Genomic DNA, 18,444 nt, shown 5'->3' with positions numbered 1-18,444 from the left:
GTTGGGAGGGAAGATGAATAAGAACGTACTACTGCCACTTCTGCTGTTCGTAGCCATTTGCCTTTCCTGTACATTCCCATCACGACTTCTCGCCGATTACTACAGGTACACCGATAGCCGCGGTGTCGTTCACATGACGAACCGCCTCGAGTCGGTCCCCCCAAAATTCCGTGCATCCATGAGGGTGATACGTGAAGAGCCGAAAAAGGAGGCCGCCGGCCAAGCGGCTCCAGCTCTCGATTCCGCCAGTGAGAGCGTGTCGGCGTCGCAGGAGGCGTCGGAGCAGAAACAGGGACTTTTCGCCCAGTTGGCCTCGCGGCATGTGTGGATCAAACCGCTTGCCGTCGTCGCGGCGATAACACTGCTGTTTCTATCTGTCGTGAAGCTTGCCTCCTGGCTCTCCTCTCCCATGCTCTCAAGGGTTATCTACATCTCCTTTTTCGCGGGCGTCATGGTGTTCCTTTACAAGAGTTACGTGACTTACCTGGTCGACGGGAGCATGAAGCTCAAGGACCGGGCGGTGATCATGATGAAGAAAGCTTCCAACCGCGAGGTTCCCGAGGGCGGTGTGGCGGCCCCTGAGGGATCCTCACTGCCGTCCGCCGTACCGTCTTCGGAAAACATGAATCGGCAATGAAGCCGGCTGCAGCACAATACATCTAGGAGGGTGCCACAATGCTAGTACGAGACAGGATGACAAAAAACCCGATAACCATCATTCCGGACATTTCGGTGACCGAAGGGCTGCGTCTGATGGGGGAAAAGAAGATCCGGCGCCTCCCCGTAGTAGACCGTTCCGGCCGACTGGTCGGGATCGTATCGGACCGCGATCTGCTTCAAGCCTCCCCCTCACCGGCCACCTCGCTCGCCATATGGGAGATCCACGACCTGTTAGCCAAGCTCACGGTAGAGAAGTGCATGGCAAAGGACGTGATCACCGTTTCCGAGGACACCCCTCTGGAGGAGGCCGCGCGCATCATGGTGGACAGCAGGATCGGCGGCCTGCCGGTGGTTACCGACGGCAAGCTCGTCGGCATCATCACCGAGTCCGACCTCTTCAATATCCTTCTCGAGCTTTTGGGTGGGCGCCGCAAGGGCGTACGCATCACCGTCGCCACCACCGGCGCGAAAGGAACCCTGGCCGACGTCGCGAAGACCATCTACGAGGCGGGGGGTGACATCGTGGGGCTCGGCTTCAGCGAGGTCGACGGCAACACGAGCGACACCTGGGTGAACACCTTTAAGGTTCAGGGGGTTCCCAAGGAGAAGCTGGTTGAGGCGATCCGTCCGCACGTAAGGGAAATCATGGACGTGCGCGAAACTTCGTAGCGGGGGTATCATGCACCTGATCCAGATCCTCCTGCCGCTTTACGACAACGAGGGACAGCCGTTCACCCAGGACGAGTTCCTCAAGGTACGCGACGAGCTGTCCGAGCGTTTCGGCGGCATTACCACCTACATGCGCTCGCCGGCGCGCGGGCTCTGGAAGGAGACCAAGGATACCACGGTCCATGACGACATCGTCATATACGAGGTGATGACCGAGACGCTGGACCGGGCCTGGTGGACGAAGTACAGAAAGCAACTGACTGCAGCGTTCCGTCAGGCGCTTTTGATAGTGCGGGTGAGCGAGGTGGAGCTTCTGTAGGGGCGAATAATCATTCGCCCAGCCGCCGGTGCCTAAAGGACGGTGCGGGAAGAAAAAAAGCCGGGTGCCGAGGCGACCTAGATGGTCACCGGGGCACCCGGCTTTTTTCATTGCGCCTGCAGATTTTTTAGAACCTCTCGAACTCCTCGTCCATGTCGAGGTCGGCACCGACCGCTTTGCCGAGGTGCGCGCCGGCCGGATGGGGCGTGCTCTTTGCCGCGGTCATCGTCTTCGCAGGTTGTTTTTGCGCGGTTTTGGCCGCCTTTGCGCCGCCCCTGCCCCTGCCTCTCCCCATTTCACCGATGTTGAAGAAGGCGATGGTCCCTTGTAACTGTTCGGCCTGCGAGGCGAGTTCCTCCGCGGTCGAGGACATCTCTTCGGAGGCGCTGGCGTTTTGCTGGATGACCTGGTCGAGTTGCTGGATCGCCTTGTTGATCTGCTCGGCACCGGTATCCTGCTCGCGGCTGGCGGCGCTGATCTCCTGGACCAGTTCGGCGGTTCTCTGGATGTCTGGCACCATCTTGGCCAAAAGTTCGCCCGCGCGTTCGGCTATGTTGACGCTGTTGGCGGACAATTCTGAGATCTCCCCTGCCGCCTTCTGGCTCCGCTCGGCGAGCTTTCTCACCTCGCTTGCCACCACCGCGAACCCCTTGCCGTGCTCGCCGGCGCGTGCCGCCTCGATGGCGGCGTTAAGCGCGAGGAGGTTGGTCTGACGCGCGATCTCCTCGATGATGTTGATCTTGCTGGCGATCTCCTTCATGGCGTGCACCGTTTCCAGGACCGCCTTGCCGCCTTCTTTCGCGTCCTCCGCCGACTTCACCGCGATCTTCTCGGTCTGGATGGCGTTGTCGGCGTTTTGCCGGATGTTTGAGGTCATCTGTTCCATGCTGGAAGAGGCTTCCTCGGCCGCCGCCGCCTGCTCGCTGGCACCCTGCGACATCTCCTCGGAACTGGAGGATAGCTCCTGGCTTCCCTGCGCCACGTAGTCGGTGGCAGCCTTCACCTCGGTAACCACCTCCCTAAGCTTGTTGAGCATTGATTTCATCGAGGCAAGCAACTGGCCGGTCTCGTCCTTTGAGGTCTGCCCGATCTCGATGGTCAGGTCGCCGTCGGCGAGACGGTTCGCCGTGTCGACCCCGATCTGCAGCGGCTTTTTGATGCTGCCTGTTACCAGGATGCTGAGCGCGACGGCAAACAAAACGGCGATGAGGGAGATGCTGACCAGCAGCAATACCACGTGCTGGGTAGCCTTTTGAACCTCTCCCTTCTCCTGTTCCATGGTCTTGTTGGACTCCTGGGCCATCAGGATCGCTGTGCTCTCCATCTTGTGGCTTTCATCCTTGAAGGCGGCGATCGCCGCGTTGGCCGCAGCCGGATCCTTCAGCTTCCCATCCAGTATCGAGGCGGCTACCTTGTTGAAACCGGCTTTATAGCTTGCAAAGTTGTCCTTGATGATCTTTGTCTGCTCCAAATCATCCTTTTTGTGCACCACCTTTTCCAGATCGGCAATCCGGTCGGTGAGCTTGCCCGCTTCCTCGCTCCACTTGGCATGGTACTCCTCGACCGCCTTGGCGTTCGTGATGTTAAGGAACATGTCCTTTTCATAGCGCCTCATGCCCACCACGTTCGCCCTCGCCCTGGAAGCGTGTTCCGCGATCTTGGCGTCGCCGTCGAGGACTGTCACCATGGTGGTCTCACCTTCCTTGACCCCCCAATAGCCGGTCCCTGCGACTATCAAAAGCAGCATGGTGACGAGACTGAAACAGAGCATCAACCTGGTACCGATTTTCATGTTTTTTAACATTCTGGCCCTCCTCAAGGCTGTTGCCACTTACTGCAAGCAATCGACCCGACGCAGTGAGAGTGAATGGTACTTTTGCTAGGATATGGTACGCTTTTTCCTGTAGCCAATAACGGTACGGCAAGCGCCATTGTCACAATCATCGGGTGTCAATGAGGGTATCGGTGCGAATTTATGTCTACTTTAAGGAAATTTTTCAAACGTAGTTTGGCAATAACCGATCGCTGAGAGTACAACGCGAGGCTCATTGCCTGAACGGCAAAATAAGGCGGGGCGAAAAAGAGGGGTGAGTGGGGGGCTAGGACGCCCCCGGCGGTTCGTATTTGTACCCGGCGCCGTAGATGGAATGGATCAACTCCTCTTCAGGGGCCACGGCGGCGATCTTCTTGCGCAGCTTCTTGATGTGGCTGTCGATGGTGCGGTCGCTCACGATGCGCTGGTCCGAATAGATCCGGTCCATGAGCTGGGTGCGCGAGTAGATGCGCCCCGGGTTCTGGTAGAGAAAGTGCAAGAGCTTGAATTCGACCACGGTCAGGTCGAGGTCGTGCCCTTTCCACTGTGCCGAGTAGCGCTCCGGGTCGAGGATGAGGCCGCCTGCCGCGGGGGCTGGATGCTCGCCGCTTCTACGCAGCACCGTCTTCACCCGGGCCACTACCTCACGGGGGCTGAAGGGCTTGCAGATGTAGTCGTCCGCCCCGAGCTCGAGGCCCAGCAGCCGGTCGATTTCCTCCACCCGGGCGGTGATCATGATGATGGGGAGCTGTAAGAAGGTGCGGATCTCCTTGCAGATCTCCAGGCCGTCCCGCCCCGGAAGCATCAGGTCCAGCAGTATGAGGTCCGGCTGCCTTTCCTTCACCCGCGGCACCACGTCGGTGCCGTTTCCAATCCACACCGTTTCGAAACCGGACTGCCTGAGGTAATCCGCCAGAAGGCTCGCGAGCTTCTCCTCGTCCTCGACGATCATGATGGTCTGTGTCATGTCACGTTCCCCGCAAGCGGCAGTTCTACCCGCACCAGGATCCCGCCAGTGGGGGAGGGGAGCGCCGCTATGGTCCCCTCGTGTGCTTCGACGATGTTCTTGCAGATGGCAAGGCCCAGGCCCGCTCCGCCCAAGGATCGGTTCCGGGAGCTTTCCACCCGGTAGAGGCGTTCGAAAAGCCGCTCCAGATCGTCCGGCGGCACGCCCGGCGCGCTGTCGGCGAACTCGATCACGGCGAAGGCCTCACGACGCGTAAGTCGCACCGACAGCTCACCTCCGGCGTCGGTGTACTTGAGTGAATTCTCCAAAAGGTTCGTGAAGAGCTGGTTGAGCCGCACCGGGTCGGCGAAGACGGGGAACTCGCCGTCCGGAAGTCCCGGAAAGAGAGCGACACCCTTGTTCTTGAATTCCTGGGCGAAGGGGTCCAGGGCATCCTCCAGGAGTTCGGTGAGGTCCAGCATCTCCTTTCGGTAGTTGAGCGCGCCGATGTCGGACATGGATATCTGGTACAGGTCCTCGACCAGCCGGTTCAAGTGCATCACCTCGGCGTGCAGCGAGCGCATGGATTCTGGACCCATGGGGCGCACGCCGTCCTGCAGCGCCTCGATCTCGCCCCGCAGGATGGAAAGGGGGGTGCGCAGCTCGTGGGATATGTCGGCCAGGTAGCGCCGGCGTGCCCGCTCGTTGTTTTCCAGGGCGAGGGCGAGCGTGTTGAAATCGCGCGCGAGCTGTCCCAATTCGTCCTGTGACCACACCGGAACCCTCGTGCCGAACTCGCCGGAGGCAAGGCGGTGCATGGAGGCGGCGAGCCGTTTGATCGGCTCGACCAGGCGGTTCGAGAGCGGCAGGGAGAGCGCCGCCGAGACCAGGAGCATGATGACGGCGACGAGCCCCATGGTGAGTTTTTGCTGCTTCACGAAGAGGAGCTGATAGGTGTCGGTGAGGCGCTGCCTCGGGCGGAGCGCCACGTAACCTATCAGGTCGCCGCCGCTGGTGAGTTTTCTCATCTGCGCACTGTCCAGGTTGCCGGGGGTACCTACTATGGGCGATTTGTTGGCATCGAGCAGCACCACGCGCGCCTCGAAACGGTAGGCGAAACGTTGCGGCATGTGCCGTCCCTGGCCGCTTAGGTTGGAGAAGGTCATGTCGCGCCGTCCCATGCGGCGCTGAACGTTCTCCGTTTCACCGCTTTCGCGCCCCTCTCGTCCTTCGCGTCCTTCGCGGGTCGATGCAAGCAGCTCCGGCCACATCTCGGGGTTCCCGCGCAGAAACTCCCAACTCCCGTTGCTGTCGTAGGAGCGCTCCAACACGTGTGCCAGCCGCTGCAGGCGGTCCTTCTCCATGGTGTTGACGTAGGCGAGAAAGCCGCGCCCGACGCTCCACTGCATGATGAGGAACATACTGATCACGACGACACCGGTCGCTGCCAGTATGGCGCAAAAGAGTCTGTATTTGATCTTTATCTTCATGACGATCCACCGTTAAATTCGCTACACAATTTGTTATTAACACAGTTGTCGTGATTCTTCCATTGCATCTTTAGCTGCTCGGGAAATTCCATATTTGCTCCACAATTGTTCCTCATTGTGCTGTTAGCTTTGATTTCAAAGATAGAGAGAGCAAACAGTCTCATTGACACTCTCAACCGTTGGCTGGAACGATCACGAAACGAAAGACGGCCTAGGCCGCAAGGAGGAGATCATGAAAAGGTTCATCGCACTCGCAGCTCTTTTCGTGCTTGGCGGGGCTGCCACGGCACAGGCGAGATTTGACGTCAGCGTGAATATCGGCGTACCTGTGGCGGTCACCCCGGTACCGGTGGCACCCCCTCAGGTAGTGTATCCGGCACCCGCTCCGGTGGCCTACCCGGCGCCCGCCGTCCCGGTGGCCTATGCCGAACCGCCAAGCTTCATATTCTCGCCGGCCCTTGGCTTCTACGTCTCGGTCGGGCTCCCCTACGATGTGGTGTACCTCGACAACTGCTACTACCAGTACCGTGACGGCAGATGGTACACCGCCGCCAGCTACCGCGGGCCATGGACCTACACGTCCTATCGCAGGCTCCCTTACGGGCTGAGCCGTCACCGCTACGAACAGATCCGCTACTTCCGCGACTATGAATACCGCACCTTCCTGCACGACCGCGACCACTATCGCGGCAACTGGTACCGCCCGGTAGCGGAAAGGCGCGACGGTCGCTGGGGCGAGCGCAGGGATTACTACCGCGATACCTATCGTGACGGCTACCGCGACGGCCGCCGTGACGATTCCCGCGACGACCGCAGGGACGACCGGCACGATGACCGCAGGGATTACCGAGAGCGCCACTGATTTTCCGTCCGGATCCCCTCTCCCCACGGGCCTTCGCACACTTTGGGCTTTGGTCCGCAGGGGGAAGAGGGGCCGGAGGGGGGAAAGCCCGGCTTTCGCGCCGGACATCCCCTCTTTGTGCCTACTCCGGGAGCTGCGAAAGCCGAATATCGAAAAATCGCACTATTAGATAAATTTGAGCCGTCTTTTCTCCCGTTTCGTGTTATAGTCACCATTCTAATGAGTCACAGACCCCATGGGCTTTTCCGGCTTCTGGGGTTTTTTGTGGCGCGACAACGAAGAAACAGGAGTAGTAGTGGATTTCAAAGAGTTTAATTTGCACCCCAAGGTTCAGGCCGGCGTCGAAACCGTGGGGTATCTTACCCCGACACCCATCCAGATGCAGGCAATTCCCACGGTCATGGCCGGGCAGGACGTCCTGGGCCTCGCCCAGACCGGCACCGGCAAGACGGCCGCCTTCGGCCTTCCCATGCTGCACCGCCTGGTCGACGGTGAGCGCGGCCGGTTGCGCGGCCTCGTGCTCGCCCCGACTCGCGAGCTCGCCGAGCAGATCAACGAATCGCTCATCGCCTTGGCGCAGCAGACCCGGCTGAAAAGCATCACTGTCTACGGCGGGGTCAACATCAACACCCAGATAAAGAGACTGAAGGAAGGGGCCGATATCGTGGTCGCCTGTCCCGGCCGCCTTTTGGATCACATCTCCCAGGGGACCATCGACCTCTCCAAGGTCGAGGTGCTTGTGCTGGACGAGGCGGACCAGATGTTCGACATGGGCTTTCTCCCGGACGTAAGGAAGATCCTGAGGGCGCTTCCTAACAAGCGGCAGAACCTCATGTTCTCGGCCACCATGCCCGACGACATCCGCGTCCTCGCCCACGAGATCCTGCACCGCCCGAAAACGATCCAGGTGAGCCGCATCGCACCCGCTGCCACGGTCTCGCACGCGCTTTACCCGGTGGGACAGCACCTGAAGACCCCGCTTCTCTTCGAGCTTTTGAAGCATTCCGACACGGAGAGCGTGCTCATCTTCACCAAGACCAAGTACCGCGCCAAGCGGTTGGGCGAGCAGCTCGAGAAAAGCGGCTACAAGGCGACCAGCCTGCAGGGGAACCTCTCCCAGAACCGCAGGCAGGCGGCCCTGGACGGTTTCAGGGACGGCACCTACCAGATCATGGTGGCAACCGACATCGCCGCCCGCGGTATCGATGTCTCCCAGATCTCGCACGTCATCAACTACGACATCCCGGACACCCCCGAGGCGTACACGCACCGGATCGGCCGCACCGGCCGCGCCGCGAAGACCGGCGACGCCTTCACCATGGTGACCGGTGAAGACGAGGCGATGGTGCGCAGCATCGAGCGGGTGCTTGGCGCGAAGATCGAACGGCGCCGGGTGGAGGACTTCGATTACAACGTTCCGGCACCGAAGAAAGACGTGGAGTTCGCACGTCCCCCCCGCGAGCCGCAGCGCAGGAAGGAGGCCAAACCTGCCGGCAAGCCCGCCGAAGCGAAGGGAGCGGCCCCTGCCAAACAGTCCCACGGCAACAGGAGCGCCGGCTCCGGCCGTCCTGCCGGTCGAGGCGGCGACGAAAGGCGTGGCCCCGGTGCGCCTGGCGCCAACGGCGCGGCCCCGAAGCCGGCACGCCCCGGCGGCCGCCCCGGAAACCGTCCCCGCCGCAGCAACTAGCGCCTTTCGCCCCCTGCTCCCGTAAGGTTCATCCGGCTATTCCGGGGAAGAAGCCTTTCAAGTAACCCCTTGTCCTCTCTTGCTGAGAACGGTGCCTTATAGCTCCCCCCTTTGCGAAGGGGGGACGGGGGGGATTTGCTTTTGTCTCTCAGCTCTCGTTGGCGGGACGTGATTCTGGTTCTTGCTTTACTCCTGGGTAGAAGGGTTCTCCGACATCCGTCAGTTTATTTGTGCAGTGTGCGTGATCGCAGCGTCAGCAGGTGTTTGTATGGTCCAGCCAAGGCAAATCCCCCCTGCCCCCCCTTCGCAAAGGGGGGAACGTTAGGCCCCGTGTTGTCGCTACTTTCTTTTATCCCAATTTGATAAAATATATAGATAAAGAAAGCGGTTACGGCAGATAAAGGAGGAACGCCATGTTAGAATCCAGATGCCCCAAATGCAACGGCAAAGGCAAAATCATGACCGCTTCCCGCCAGACAGGATACGACCCGGTGGAAGTTCCCTGCAACATGTGCAAAGGAAGCGGGAAGAAATAGAAAAGCATCACAGGAGAGCGTCAAAAAAGGGGAGGAGCCTCACACGGTTCCTCCCCTTTTTCGTGTTTAGGGGCGTATCCGACCGCGCTCAGGACGCCTCGCTGATCGGCACCAGCAGAAGTGGGCAACGGCTGCGGCTGCAGATGGCGTGGGCGACGCTTCCGGTCCAGAAGGCCTTCATGCCGGTCTTGCCGTGGGTCGCCAGCACCATCAGGTCGATCTTCGCCTCGGTAGCGGCCAGCGCGATGGTTTCTGCCGGATCGCCCCTTAAGACATGCGAGGAGGCGCGTATCCCTGCATCGGTCAGTTCCCGTGCCAGAAGGTCCAGGTGTTCGGACGCGTCGCGCACCTCCAGTTCCAGCATGCGCGAGGCGGTGGAGGGGAGGGTCCGGGCCGAGACCTTCTCCTCGGGGGAAAGCGATTCGTAGGTCGGGATCACCGTGGCGATGTGCAGCTCGGAAGAGCAGGCAAGGGCAACGGCACGCACCACCGGGAGTCCCTTTTCGTGCTCGGGATCGGTGTCGAGCGGCACGAGGATCTGTCGGCAGGCGAAGGGGGGAGGCTCCCCCTGTTCGTCGGGGTGGGTGATGAGTACCGGCAGCGTCCCGCCGGCGATCACCTTTTGGGCGATGCTGCCGAACAGGAGGTGGAAGGCCTTTCCCCGCCCGTGGGAGCACATCACCACCAGGTCGTGGCCGAGTTCGGCGGCGTGAGCGATGATGCTCTGTGAGACCAGTTCCGTCTCGGTCTCGTGCACGTGGCACTCGACCTGGGATACCCCCTGGAACCAGCGCTGCACCACCTCCTCAAGGTAGCGCCGCGCTTCGTCGAAACCGGTCAGGTGCTTCTGGCCGTGCACCTGGCTCGGGGCGTCCTTCTCCACGACGTGAAATAATGTCACCTGGGCCGCGAACTTGTCGGCCATGTAGCGCGCGGCGGGAAGTGCGGCCTCGGCCAGTTTGGATCCATCCATCGGTACTAGAATGTGCTTGAACATGACGGTCATCCTGTGAAGGTTGTGTAGAGCAGGTACATGTTGAGCGCCACGATGACGGCGGCAGCGAAGCCGGCGAACATCGTGGTGGTGCGCCGGTTGACGAGGTCACCCATGATGTCGGCGCGGCGGGTGAACATGACCAGCGGGACTATGGCGAAGGGGAGGCCGAAGCTTAGCACCACCTGGCTTATGACGAGGGTGCGGGTGGGATCGAACCCCATGGCGATGACGAAGAGCGAGGGGGCCATGGTGATGATGCGCCTGATCCAGAGCGGGATGTGACGCTGTATGAAACCCTGCATGATCACCTGACCAGCACTCGTGCCGACGCTGCTCGAGGAGAGCCCGGAGAAGAGCAGGGAAACGCCGAAGATGAACTTGGCGGCCGGGCCCAAAAGCGGCTCCAGGGTACGGTACGCCTCCTCGATGGTCGCAACCGAGGTCTTGCCGGTGGCGTAGAAGGTGGCCGCCGCCATGATGAGCATGGACATGTTGACGAAGCTCGCGATCCCCATGGCGATCACCACGTCCATGATCTCGTAGCGGTACAGGGTGCGCAGTTTCTTCCTGTCCTTCACCACGATCCTCCCCTGCATGAGCGAGGAGTGCAAAAAGATCGCGTGCGGCATCACCGTCGCACCGATGATGCCGGTGGCGAGGAGGACGCTTTCGCTGCCGCTGAAGGCCGGACGCACGACGTGCGCCGCGATGTCGGACCAATCCGGCTTCACGATGAAGATCTCCGCCACGTAGCAAAGGGCGATCACCGCGACCATGGCGGAGATCACCGCCTCAAGGGGCCTGAAGCCGAAGCGCTCCATGCCGAGGATACCGATGGTGGTGACCGCGGTCAGCAGGGCGCCGGCAAGAAGCGGAATGCCGAACAAAAGCTGGAAGCCAAGCGCCGCACCCATGAATTCGGCGAGGTCCGTGGCCATGGCCACCGCCTCCATGATGAGCCACATGCCGAGGGAAACCGGCTTCGGGAAGTGAAGGCGGCAGTGCTCGGCGAGGTTGTGACCTGTGGCGAGCCCGAGCTTCGCCGAGAGGGTCTGAATGAGCATGGCGATCAGGTTGCTCGCGATGATCACCCACAAAAGGAGGTAGCCGAACTGGGCGCCCCCTTGGATGTTGGTGGCGAAGTTGCCGGGGTCCACGTAGGCGACGCTGGCGATGAAGGCTGGGCCGAGAAAAGGGAGGACGCGGGTGAGGCGAGACCCGCGCGGCTGGCGCGAGAGCGCATCGAGGGCGGACTGGACGGTCTTTGAATCTAGGTTGTTCTTTGGCACTAAATCCTCACTGCCCTGCTTGTCTGGCTGAACGTCCAGCTAATTCTAGCCGCGGCAGGCTTAAGTTCAACAGTTATGCCTCTCTTTACCGTCCCGAAGCTGCTTTTTTACTGCAATCGAGTGACAAACGCTCGCGAGAGCCTTGCAAAACGAGGCAAGCGACGCCCTGTGCCAGCAGAGCGACCGCTGAAATTGTTTGATAATTAACATTACCTCGGCTAGAATCTGGCGTCCGCCTCCTCTTAACGGGAATGGGAAATGCCGGAAGACATGAAAAACATAGCTGATGACAGCGAGCGGCTCGCCCCGGCATGTCAAAAAGCGCTGGGTGATACTTCCAAGGCATTGAAGGCGTTTGCCTTCTATCCGGAAAACCATCCCCTGCGCCGGCAGATCTTCGACTCCGCCTATCAATCTATGGCCGCCCTCGCCGCAATGGGGCGCATCTCCCTCATCGTGCAGCGCGGCGGCTTTGCCATCGCCGGCAGCCAGAGCGTCATCGAAACTAGCCCGATGACCAAGGCACTCGCCCAGGAACTCTTTGCTCGCGAACTGCAGCGCATCACCATCCACCCAGAACTGTCACTCGCCGACTTCTCGGCCCTGCTCTCCATTCTCGCGGTCGCCCCACAGAAGATCGCCGAGGAGGGTGGGGTGGGCGAGATGCTTACCAAGGCTGGTGTCGCGACCGTCACGGTGAACCAAATCGATGTCACCGCCGTCTTCACCAAAAAGTCCGCGGGACAGCCCGAACAGGATGCCCCTGAAGAAGGGGCGGATGGTGACGAGGAGCGTGAGCCGGAGTCCGAGCCCGAGCCGGAAACGGTGACAGCGCAGAGCGGTGCGGCGCCGCAGGCCGAGCCGGGGATCGACCAGATCCTGGCCGCGCTGGCGGACGAAAAGGACGAGTCCCGCTACCGGCAGCTTACGCGCCTTTTGCTGAAGAAGGCGCTCCCCCTGAAGCTCGAGGGGAACTTCGACCGGCTGTACGTGGTCTTTCTGCGCCTGATACCGCAGCTATCCGATCCCGCGCGCAGCGCCGCCTGCCGTGAAGCGGCGCAGGAGGTCTTGGAGCAGCTCTGTTTAGGCGAGATGGCCGAGCACATGCTGGACCACCTGGAGGACGTCGATTTCCCGCAGAAGGAAGAGATCTGCCGCATCCTGAAGCTAGGCGGTGGGGCCGTGGCGGAGGCGATTGCCCGGCGCCTGGCGGCTACCGGCAGCAGGGCATCACGCAAGGCGCTCGGCACCGCCCTCGTGCGCATGGGGACCGCGGCCCAGCCGCAGGTGCTGCCGCTTTTAAAGGACGGCAGGATCGCGGTGGTGCAGATGGCCGTCGCCATACTGGGCGAGATCGGCACGAGGGATGCGGTCCGGGCGCTCACCGTGACGCTCCAGCATCCGGACCAGCGCGTGCGCATGGAAAGCATCCGGTCCCTCGCGCGCATAGGCGGCATGGAGGCAACCGGCGTTGTCCTCTCGCTCATCCAGGCGGAGGACGAGGCCGCCGCGGTCCAGGCGATTACCTGGCTTGGCAATTGCCGCAACCACGCGGCCCTCGAGCCGCTTTTGCAGCTTGTGGCGCGCCGCGATCTGATGGGAAAGCTACAGGTGCTCAAGAAGGAGGCACTACGGGCCATCGGGCGTATCGGTGACCGGCGGGCGCTCGACCCGCTGTTCCGGCTCGTGCGCAGGCGCCACCTCATCGCTCCTGCGCGCCGCCTGGAGCAGAAGTTATCCGCCATCGAGGCGATAGCGGCGCTTGGCGGAGAGCAGGCCCGGGCCTTTCTGAAGGAGATCTCGGCTGGCGGTGGCGAACTTGCACGCCCCGCCCAAGTGGTGCTGGAAGCGATGCGGCACAGAGGCGACGAGCATGAGTGAGATCAACAAACAAGATGTGCAACGGGCGGCGATGCTCTTGACCGCCTCGATCAAGTCGGTGCTGCTTTACCCCCTAGCACACCCCGCGGTGCGCCAGCCCCTGCAGGAGCTCATCGGGCTCCTTGCCGGCATGATGGGTGAGAAGCACGAGCTGCACTTCGGGGTGGTCGAGGGGACCTTCTTCATAGAGGGGTGCCTCCTGGTCGCCCCGAACGCCGCCGTCACCGAACTTGTGGAGCGTCTGACTCAGAAAGGGATCGACGCCTGCACCGTCTTTTCCGGCGTGACCCCGGATGACCTCTTCGGTTTTGCCGCGGCCCTTGCCGCCCGAAACAGCAGCGCCGACACAATTCCCGCCGAGCTGGAAGGTAAGGGGATCGTCAACATCCGGCTCGGGATCGAGGACGTGGTGGCGGGTGAGGGGGGCGAAAAGGGGGAGGCCCTGGTGCCCGCCGCCATCTACCGGGACGCCCTCAAGGCGGTGCGCGACACCATGCGCGAGATCGACAACGGCAGGATCCCGAGCGGCGACTGGATCAACGGCGTCGTGGAAAACATGGTCCAGGTGACCATGGAGGAGCCGACCACCCTACTGGGGCTCGCCATGATCAAGGACTATGACAACTACACCTTCAGCCACTCGGTGAACGTCGGCATCCTGGCCCTCACCCTCGCCGCGTTCCTGGGGCTCGACAAGGACGCGCTGCACGAGGTGAACACCGCCGGGCTTCTGCACGACATCGGCAAGACCAGGATCGACAAGACCATTCTGAACAGCCCGGGGAGACTCTCCGACGACGAGTTCAAACAGATGAAGCGGCACACGGAGGAGGGGGCGGAGATCGTCCGCCAGATGAAGAACATCCCGCCACAGGTGGCCGAGGCGGTGCTCGGGCACCATATAAAGCACGACCGTACCGGATACCCGGAGTGGGCGAGGGGGATGTCTTTCGGGCTCTACACCGAGATCGTCTCCGTAGCGGACTGCTACGACGCCATCACCACGCTGCGCACCTACCAGAGGCCGACCCTCCCCAAGGAGGCGATGGAGATCATGCGGCGCCTGTCTGGAACCTCGCTGAACGGGGAACTCGTGCAGCAGTTCGAGGCGATGATGGGCGAATACCCCGTGGGGAGCCTCGTGCGTCTCGACACGAACGAGATCGCCCTGGTGATGAAGCCCCACCCGATGGAGAGCGTGGAGCCTGCGGTGAAGGTGCTCATCGGGGCGCACGGGGAGACCCTGGAGACGCCGCGCCTTGTGAGTCTCGTCGAGGAAAACGGCAAGCGCTACGCGAGCATCGTCGCCCCGGTCGACCCTCTTTTGAAGAACGTCTCGCTGGCGCAGCATCTCCTGGCCGCTTAAGCGCTCAACAGGCGGAATAAAGAGAAGGTTCTTCAGTGGATTCCCGAGAAAGTTGCCGCTGCAGGCGTAACGCTGAGTAAGCTGCCAAGAAGCGCTGCGGGAGCCCCGGCGTCCCCCCCTTTGCGAAGGGTGTATAGACCGGGGACATGGGGGATTTGCCGTTAGGTGGATTTCCTTTTCAGTCCCCCGCAAAGAACAAAAAGAAAGGGGGGGCGGCTTGAAGCCGTCCCCCCTTTTTGCATGCGTAGATGCGGGAGCTTGCCTAGGCGGCCCAGTGGCCGTGCAGGTTGCAGTACTCGCGGGCTCTCACGTCGGTAGCGGTGACCTGGAAGGTCGCCTCCGGCGCCTGACCCGGCTGCAGCTGGGCGCGGTAGATCTTGCCATCAGCGATCAGCTCGATCCACTCGATGTAGTGGGCGCTCTCCATCGGGTGCGGCACGCTGCCGACCTTGACGGTGATGGTCCCCTCGCCGCGCTCGATGACCGGTACGTGCTTTTCCTTGGCTGCGTCGACCGTGTTTTCTTTCTGCAGGGCCATCGCCTCGCCGCAGCAGACCAGCTGGCCGCCGCCCGGGTGGAAAACCTCGACTATGTTGCCGCACATCTCACACTTGTAGATTTCCAAAGCCTGTGCCATTGAATCCCTCCTGTCGGTTTGCTTGATGAGTACAGCGCTACTTGAGCCAGGCGGCCAAGTTTGCTGCGAGAGTCTTGTTGTTCCCTTCGAGGAACTTGTTTTGGAAGATGGCGTCGTCGCCGAAGACGAGGAAGCTCCCCTTGCCGAGGTCGCCGGCAACGGCAACGCCGATGCTCGCGGTTTCCTCTCTGGTCTGCACCTTGTCCTGGTTCAGGTCGATCCAGGCGTTGGGGCTGGTGGAAGCGATGACCCTCGCGGCTTCGGTGCGGTTGATGACACCCCAGACGCCGTAAAGGCTGAAGTCGCTAAGTCCGGTAAGGACCGGGTGCGCCTCGAGGCGGTTCACCTTGAACTTGAGGGGATCCCCGTCGATGACGTTCTCATGCTCCAGGATGACACCGTTCGTGTACGCCACGTCGAGCCGGTCCAGGATCGACCTAAGCGGCGGGGCGATGTGGAGCATTACCACCAGTTTGCCGCCGTTTTGCAGGAACCTCGCCACCGCCTCGACCTCGCTGGGAAGCAGCGGCGTGAAAGCACCCGAGATCACCAGCGCTCCGGCACCCGAGAGGGTCGCGTCGGTGAAGGGCTGGTCGATCACCGCGGTCTGGAGCCCGGCACCCTGGAAAACCTCGGCGAGGCCAGAGAGTTGCAGGGGGCCCTTGTCCCCGATCTGGAAGCGTTCACCGTGGGCGTTGTCGAAAAGGACCTTCTGGGCCGCCTCCCCGTTCGAAGCGAAGACGAGGCAGGCCAGTACAAGTATACTCATGAATTTCAAAGCGCCAGTCATTTAATCCTCCATTGCATAAAATTTTAAATAGGACCTTTTCGATCTTGTTGGTCCTTATAGCAGCAAAGTTTTCCACGTGCAACCTTTTTTTTGCGCCATCGTCCGCCATCGTTGACAGGGGGGCGGGCGCCGATGTATTAACAGATGTCCTTGTGACGCCACTATCTTATTGGGGGATGACGATGATCGTGCATATAGTGCTGTTCAAGCTGAAAGAGGCGACCGCCGAGAACGTGGAGAAGGCAAAGGAGCGCCTGCTCAGCATGGAGGGAAAGGTCGAGATGCTGCGCCAGCTGGAGGTCGGTGTCGACCTGATCCGTTCCGAGCGTTCCGCCGACGTCGCCCTTTATACAAAGTTCGACTCCCTGGAGGACCTGCAGGCCTACCAGGTGCACCCGTATCACGCCAACGAGGTCGCCGCCTACATGAAGAGCGTCTGCTCTTCCGTGGTAGCCGCCGACTACGAGATCTAACGGGAACTATAAACAACAAGAGGAGGAGTAACTGATGGAGCTTTGTGCCTGTGGCAGCGCCCTGGCTTACGCCGAATGCTGCCGCCCCATCATCAAGGGTGAGCGCGCAGCCGAGACGGCCGAGGCGTTGATGCGTGCGCGCTACGCCGCGTACGTCAACGTGGAGACCGAGTTCATTTTCGAGAGCACCCACCCGAAGCACCGCGAAGGGTATGACGCCGAGGGGACCCGCGAATGGGCGGAAAAGTCCGAGTGGCTGGGACTGGAGATCGTCTCCACCAAGGACGGCGGCAAGGATGACGCGACCGGTGAGGTCGAGTTCATCGCGCGCTGGAAGGAGCAGGGGCAGGACCGTGTGCACCACGAGCGTGCCCTGTTCAAGAAGGAAAAGCAGGGTTGGCTCTTCACCGACGGCAAGGCGGTTACCCGTCAGCCGGTCGTGAGGACGGCCCCGAAGATCGGGCGCAACGATCCGTGCAGCTGCGGCAGCGGGATGAAGTACAAGAAGTGCTGCGGCAAGTAGGCCGGCCGCGGTAAAGCAAAAGGGGCGAGTGGAAATCCACTCGCCCCTTTCTTTTTGGAGACTTGGTCGCTGCTGCCGGTGCATATCAAGGCTCCCCACGAAGCGCTGCCGGCGCCCCGGCGTCCCCCCCTTTTGCGAAGGGGGGACAGGGGGGATTTGCTTTGCAGCTTATACTATTTCTGGCTCGCTAAAAGCGCCTGGTTCACGTCCTCGATCAGGTCGTCGATGTGCTCGATCCCTACCGAGAGCCTGATCAGATCCGGCGAGACGCCTGAGGCGATCTGCTGCTCCTCGGAAAGCTGGCGGTGCGTCGTGCTCGCCGGGTGCAAAACGCAGCTCCTCGCGTCCCCTACGTGCACCACGAGCGCAACTAACTGGCAGCTCTCCATGAACTTCTTGCCGGCCGCGGCCCCACCCTTGATGCCGAAGGTGAGCACGCCGCTCGCCCCCTTGGGGAGGTACTTCTTCGCCCGCTCGTAGCTCTTGTGGCTTTCAAGCCCTGGGTAGTTGACCCAAGAGACCGCCTCGTGCTTTTCGAGGTATTTCGCCATGGCGAGGGCGTTCTCCGAGTGGCGCTGCATCCGAAGCGGGAGCGTCTCGAGCCCCAGGTTGAACAAAAAGGCGTTCATCGGAGCGGGGCAGGGGCCGATGTCGCGCATGAGCTGAACGCGCGCCTTGACGATGTAGGCGAGCTTGCCGAAGGTCTCCAGGTACTTGAGGCCGTGGTAGCTCTCGTCCGGCTCGGTCATCTCGGGATACTTGCCGCACCCCCAGTCGAAGTTGCCGCTGTCGACGATCACCCCGCCGACGCTGGTCGCGTGTCCGTCGATGTACTTCGTCGCGGAGTGCACCACGATGTCGGCGCCATGCTCGAACGGCCGGCAGAGGTAAGGGGTCGGGAAGGTGTTATCGATGATGAGGGGCACCAGCATCTTCTTCGCGATGCGGGAGAACTTGTCGAAGTCGAGGATGTTGAGCCCGGGGTTCCCTATCGTCTCACCGAACAGGCAGCGGGTCTCGGGGCGGAAAGCCGCACAGATGGTCGCCTCGTCGGCCTCCGGGTCCACGAAGGTCACCTCGATTCCCATCTTCGGGAAGGTGTTGGCGAAGAGCGAGTAGGTGCCGCCGTAAAGGGTGCTGGCGGCGACCACGTGCTGACCGGCGCGGCAGATGTTCATAACGGCTATGGTCGAGGCCGCCTGGCCGCTCGAGGTCGCCATGGCAGCGACGCCACCCTCCATGGCCGCGATCTTCACCTCGAAACCTTCCGCGGTCGGGTTGGAAAGCCGGGTGTAGAAGTGTCCCCCCACCTCGAGGTCGAACAGCTTCGCCACGTGCTCCGCGCTGGAAAACTTGTAGGTGGTGCTCTGGTAGATGGGCAGGATGCGCGGGTCACCGTCCTTCGGGGTGAATCCCTCCTGGATCGCCTGGGTCTCGATGCGCCAATGCTTCTTCATTGTTCCCTCCTTCTAGGTTCTGATGACAAGGCAAGGCGCGTATCATAGC

General features: G+C 61.5%; 18 protein-coding genes. 10 read left to right on the top strand and 8 right to left on the bottom strand.

All coding sequences use genetic code 11. The annotated features are described in order from the left end of the window. Positions 1-13: 13 nt before the first annotated feature. From E8K79_RS10225 to E8K79_RS10215, 3 genes are read left to right on the top strand one after another with little or no spacing between them, the layout of a single operon-like run. Positions 14-637, top strand: coding sequence for a DUF4124 domain-containing protein (locus E8K79_RS10225; protein ID WP_136514659.1), 624 nt, complete (start codon positions 14-16; stop codon positions 635-637). A 38-nt stretch (positions 638-675) separates the two neighbouring features. Continuing rightward, positions 676-1,329, top strand: a complete 654-nt coding sequence (locus E8K79_RS10220) for a CBS domain-containing protein (RefSeq protein ID WP_136514658.1) — start codon at positions 676-678, stop codon at positions 1,327-1,329. A gap of 10 nt (positions 1,330-1,339) precedes the next feature. Further along, positions 1,340-1,648, top strand: a complete 309-nt coding sequence (locus E8K79_RS10215; protein WP_136514657.1) for a hypothetical protein — start codon at positions 1,340-1,342, stop codon at positions 1,646-1,648. A 127-nt stretch (positions 1,649-1,775) separates the two neighbouring features. On the opposite strand, the gene E8K79_RS10210 is transcribed toward E8K79_RS10215, so the two are convergent. The 3 genes from E8K79_RS10210 to E8K79_RS10200 all read right to left on the bottom strand — a co-directional run bounded on the left by E8K79_RS10210 (position 1,776) and on the right by E8K79_RS10200 (position 5,897). After that, entirely contained in the window at positions 1,776-3,452 is a 1,677-nt protein-coding gene (locus E8K79_RS10210; protein WP_136514656.1) for a methyl-accepting chemotaxis protein, read from the bottom strand. A 295-nt stretch (positions 3,453-3,747) separates the two neighbouring features. Next, positions 3,748-4,428 (bottom strand): response regulator, encoded by a 681-nt coding sequence (locus tag E8K79_RS10205; RefSeq protein WP_136514655.1) that lies wholly within the window; start codon positions 4,426-4,428, stop codon positions 3,748-3,750. Next, positions 4,425-5,897 (bottom strand): ATP-binding protein, encoded by a 1,473-nt coding sequence (locus E8K79_RS10200; protein WP_136514654.1) that lies wholly within the window; start codon positions 5,895-5,897, stop codon positions 4,425-4,427. The genes E8K79_RS10205 and E8K79_RS10200 overlap by 4 nt, the downstream gene beginning before the upstream one ends. 232 nt (positions 5,898-6,129) lie before the next feature. Between E8K79_RS10200 and E8K79_RS10195 the strand changes: the two genes are divergently transcribed. The 3 genes from E8K79_RS10195 to E8K79_RS21585 all read left to right on the top strand — a co-directional run bounded on the left by E8K79_RS10195 (position 6,130) and on the right by E8K79_RS21585 (position 8,982). Next, positions 6,130-6,759, top strand: coding sequence for a hypothetical protein (locus tag E8K79_RS10195; RefSeq protein WP_136514653.1), 630 nt, complete (start codon positions 6,130-6,132; stop codon positions 6,757-6,759). A gap of 295 nt (positions 6,760-7,054) precedes the next feature. Continuing rightward, the gene (locus E8K79_RS10190) at positions 7,055-8,446 is read left to right on the top strand and encodes a DEAD/DEAH box helicase (RefSeq protein ID WP_136514652.1); all 1,392 of its coding nucleotides are present in this window, start codon (positions 7,055-7,057) and stop codon (positions 8,444-8,446) included. Between the two features lie 413 nt (positions 8,447-8,859). Then, entirely contained in the window at positions 8,860-8,982 is a 123-nt protein-coding gene (locus tag E8K79_RS21585) for a hypothetical protein (RefSeq protein WP_281276066.1), read from the top strand. A gap of 88 nt (positions 8,983-9,070) precedes the next feature. Here the strand turns inward: E8K79_RS21585 and E8K79_RS10185 are convergent, their stop codons facing one another. Together E8K79_RS10185 and E8K79_RS10180 are read right to left on the bottom strand one after the other, a co-directional pair. Further along, entirely contained in the window at positions 9,071-9,979 is a 909-nt protein-coding gene (locus E8K79_RS10185; protein ID WP_162604647.1) for a universal stress protein, read from the bottom strand. Positions 9,980-9,984: 5 nt separating this feature from the next. Beyond that, on the bottom strand, positions 9,985-11,268 hold the full coding sequence (locus E8K79_RS10180) for an Nramp family divalent metal transporter (protein ID WP_136514650.1): 1,284 nt from the start codon (positions 11,266-11,268) through the stop codon (positions 9,985-9,987). Positions 11,269-11,538: 270 nt separating this feature from the next. Here E8K79_RS10180 and E8K79_RS10175 point away from each other — a divergent pair, with 270 nt between their 5' ends. Together E8K79_RS10175 and E8K79_RS10170 are read left to right on the top strand one after the other, a co-directional pair. Continuing rightward, the gene (locus tag E8K79_RS10175; RefSeq protein WP_162604646.1) at positions 11,539-13,149 is read left to right on the top strand and encodes a HEAT repeat domain-containing protein; all 1,611 of its coding nucleotides are present in this window, start codon (positions 11,539-11,541) and stop codon (positions 13,147-13,149) included. Continuing rightward, positions 13,142-14,515 (top strand): HD-GYP domain-containing protein, encoded by a 1,374-nt coding sequence (locus E8K79_RS10170; RefSeq protein WP_136514648.1) that lies wholly within the window; start codon positions 13,142-13,144, stop codon positions 14,513-14,515. Before E8K79_RS10175 ends, E8K79_RS10170 begins: the two co-directional genes overlap by 8 nt. 262 nt (positions 14,516-14,777) lie before the next feature. On the opposite strand, the gene E8K79_RS10165 is transcribed toward E8K79_RS10170, so the two are convergent. Together E8K79_RS10165 and E8K79_RS10160 are read right to left on the bottom strand one after the other, a co-directional pair. Further along, on the bottom strand, positions 14,778-15,152 hold the full coding sequence (locus E8K79_RS10165; RefSeq protein WP_135870577.1) for a desulfoferrodoxin: 375 nt from the start codon (positions 15,150-15,152) through the stop codon (positions 14,778-14,780). A gap of 37 nt (positions 15,153-15,189) precedes the next feature. After that, a complete protein-coding gene (locus E8K79_RS10160) occupies positions 15,190-15,921 on the bottom strand; it encodes a DUF4350 domain-containing protein (protein WP_246038091.1) in 732 nt (243 codons plus the stop codon). Positions 15,922-16,124: 203 nt separating this feature from the next. Between E8K79_RS10160 and E8K79_RS10155 the strand changes: the two genes are divergently transcribed. Next, a complete protein-coding gene (locus E8K79_RS10155; RefSeq protein ID WP_136514647.1) occupies positions 16,125-16,415 on the top strand; it encodes a Dabb family protein in 291 nt (96 codons plus the stop codon). Positions 16,416-16,446: 31 nt separating this feature from the next. Beyond that, complete coding sequence (locus tag E8K79_RS10150; protein WP_198419811.1) at positions 16,447-16,938, top strand: YchJ family protein; 492 nt, start codon at positions 16,447-16,449, stop codon at positions 16,936-16,938. A gap of 173 nt (positions 16,939-17,111) precedes the next feature. On the opposite strand, the gene E8K79_RS10145 is transcribed toward E8K79_RS10150, so the two are convergent. Continuing rightward, entirely contained in the window at positions 17,112-18,395 is a 1,284-nt protein-coding gene (locus tag E8K79_RS10145; RefSeq protein WP_136514645.1) for an O-acetylhomoserine aminocarboxypropyltransferase/cysteine synthase family protein, read from the bottom strand. Positions 18,396-18,444: the final 49 nt, after the last annotated feature.

Origin of the sequence: Geomonas edaphica (genome assembly GCF_004917075.1) — a bacterium.
GTDB classification, from domain to species: Bacteria; Desulfobacterota; Desulfuromonadia; order Geobacterales; family Geobacteraceae; genus Geomonas; species Geomonas edaphica.
Note: the sequence above shows the minus strand (reverse complement) of the source record. Positions and strands in the feature narration are given on the sequence as shown.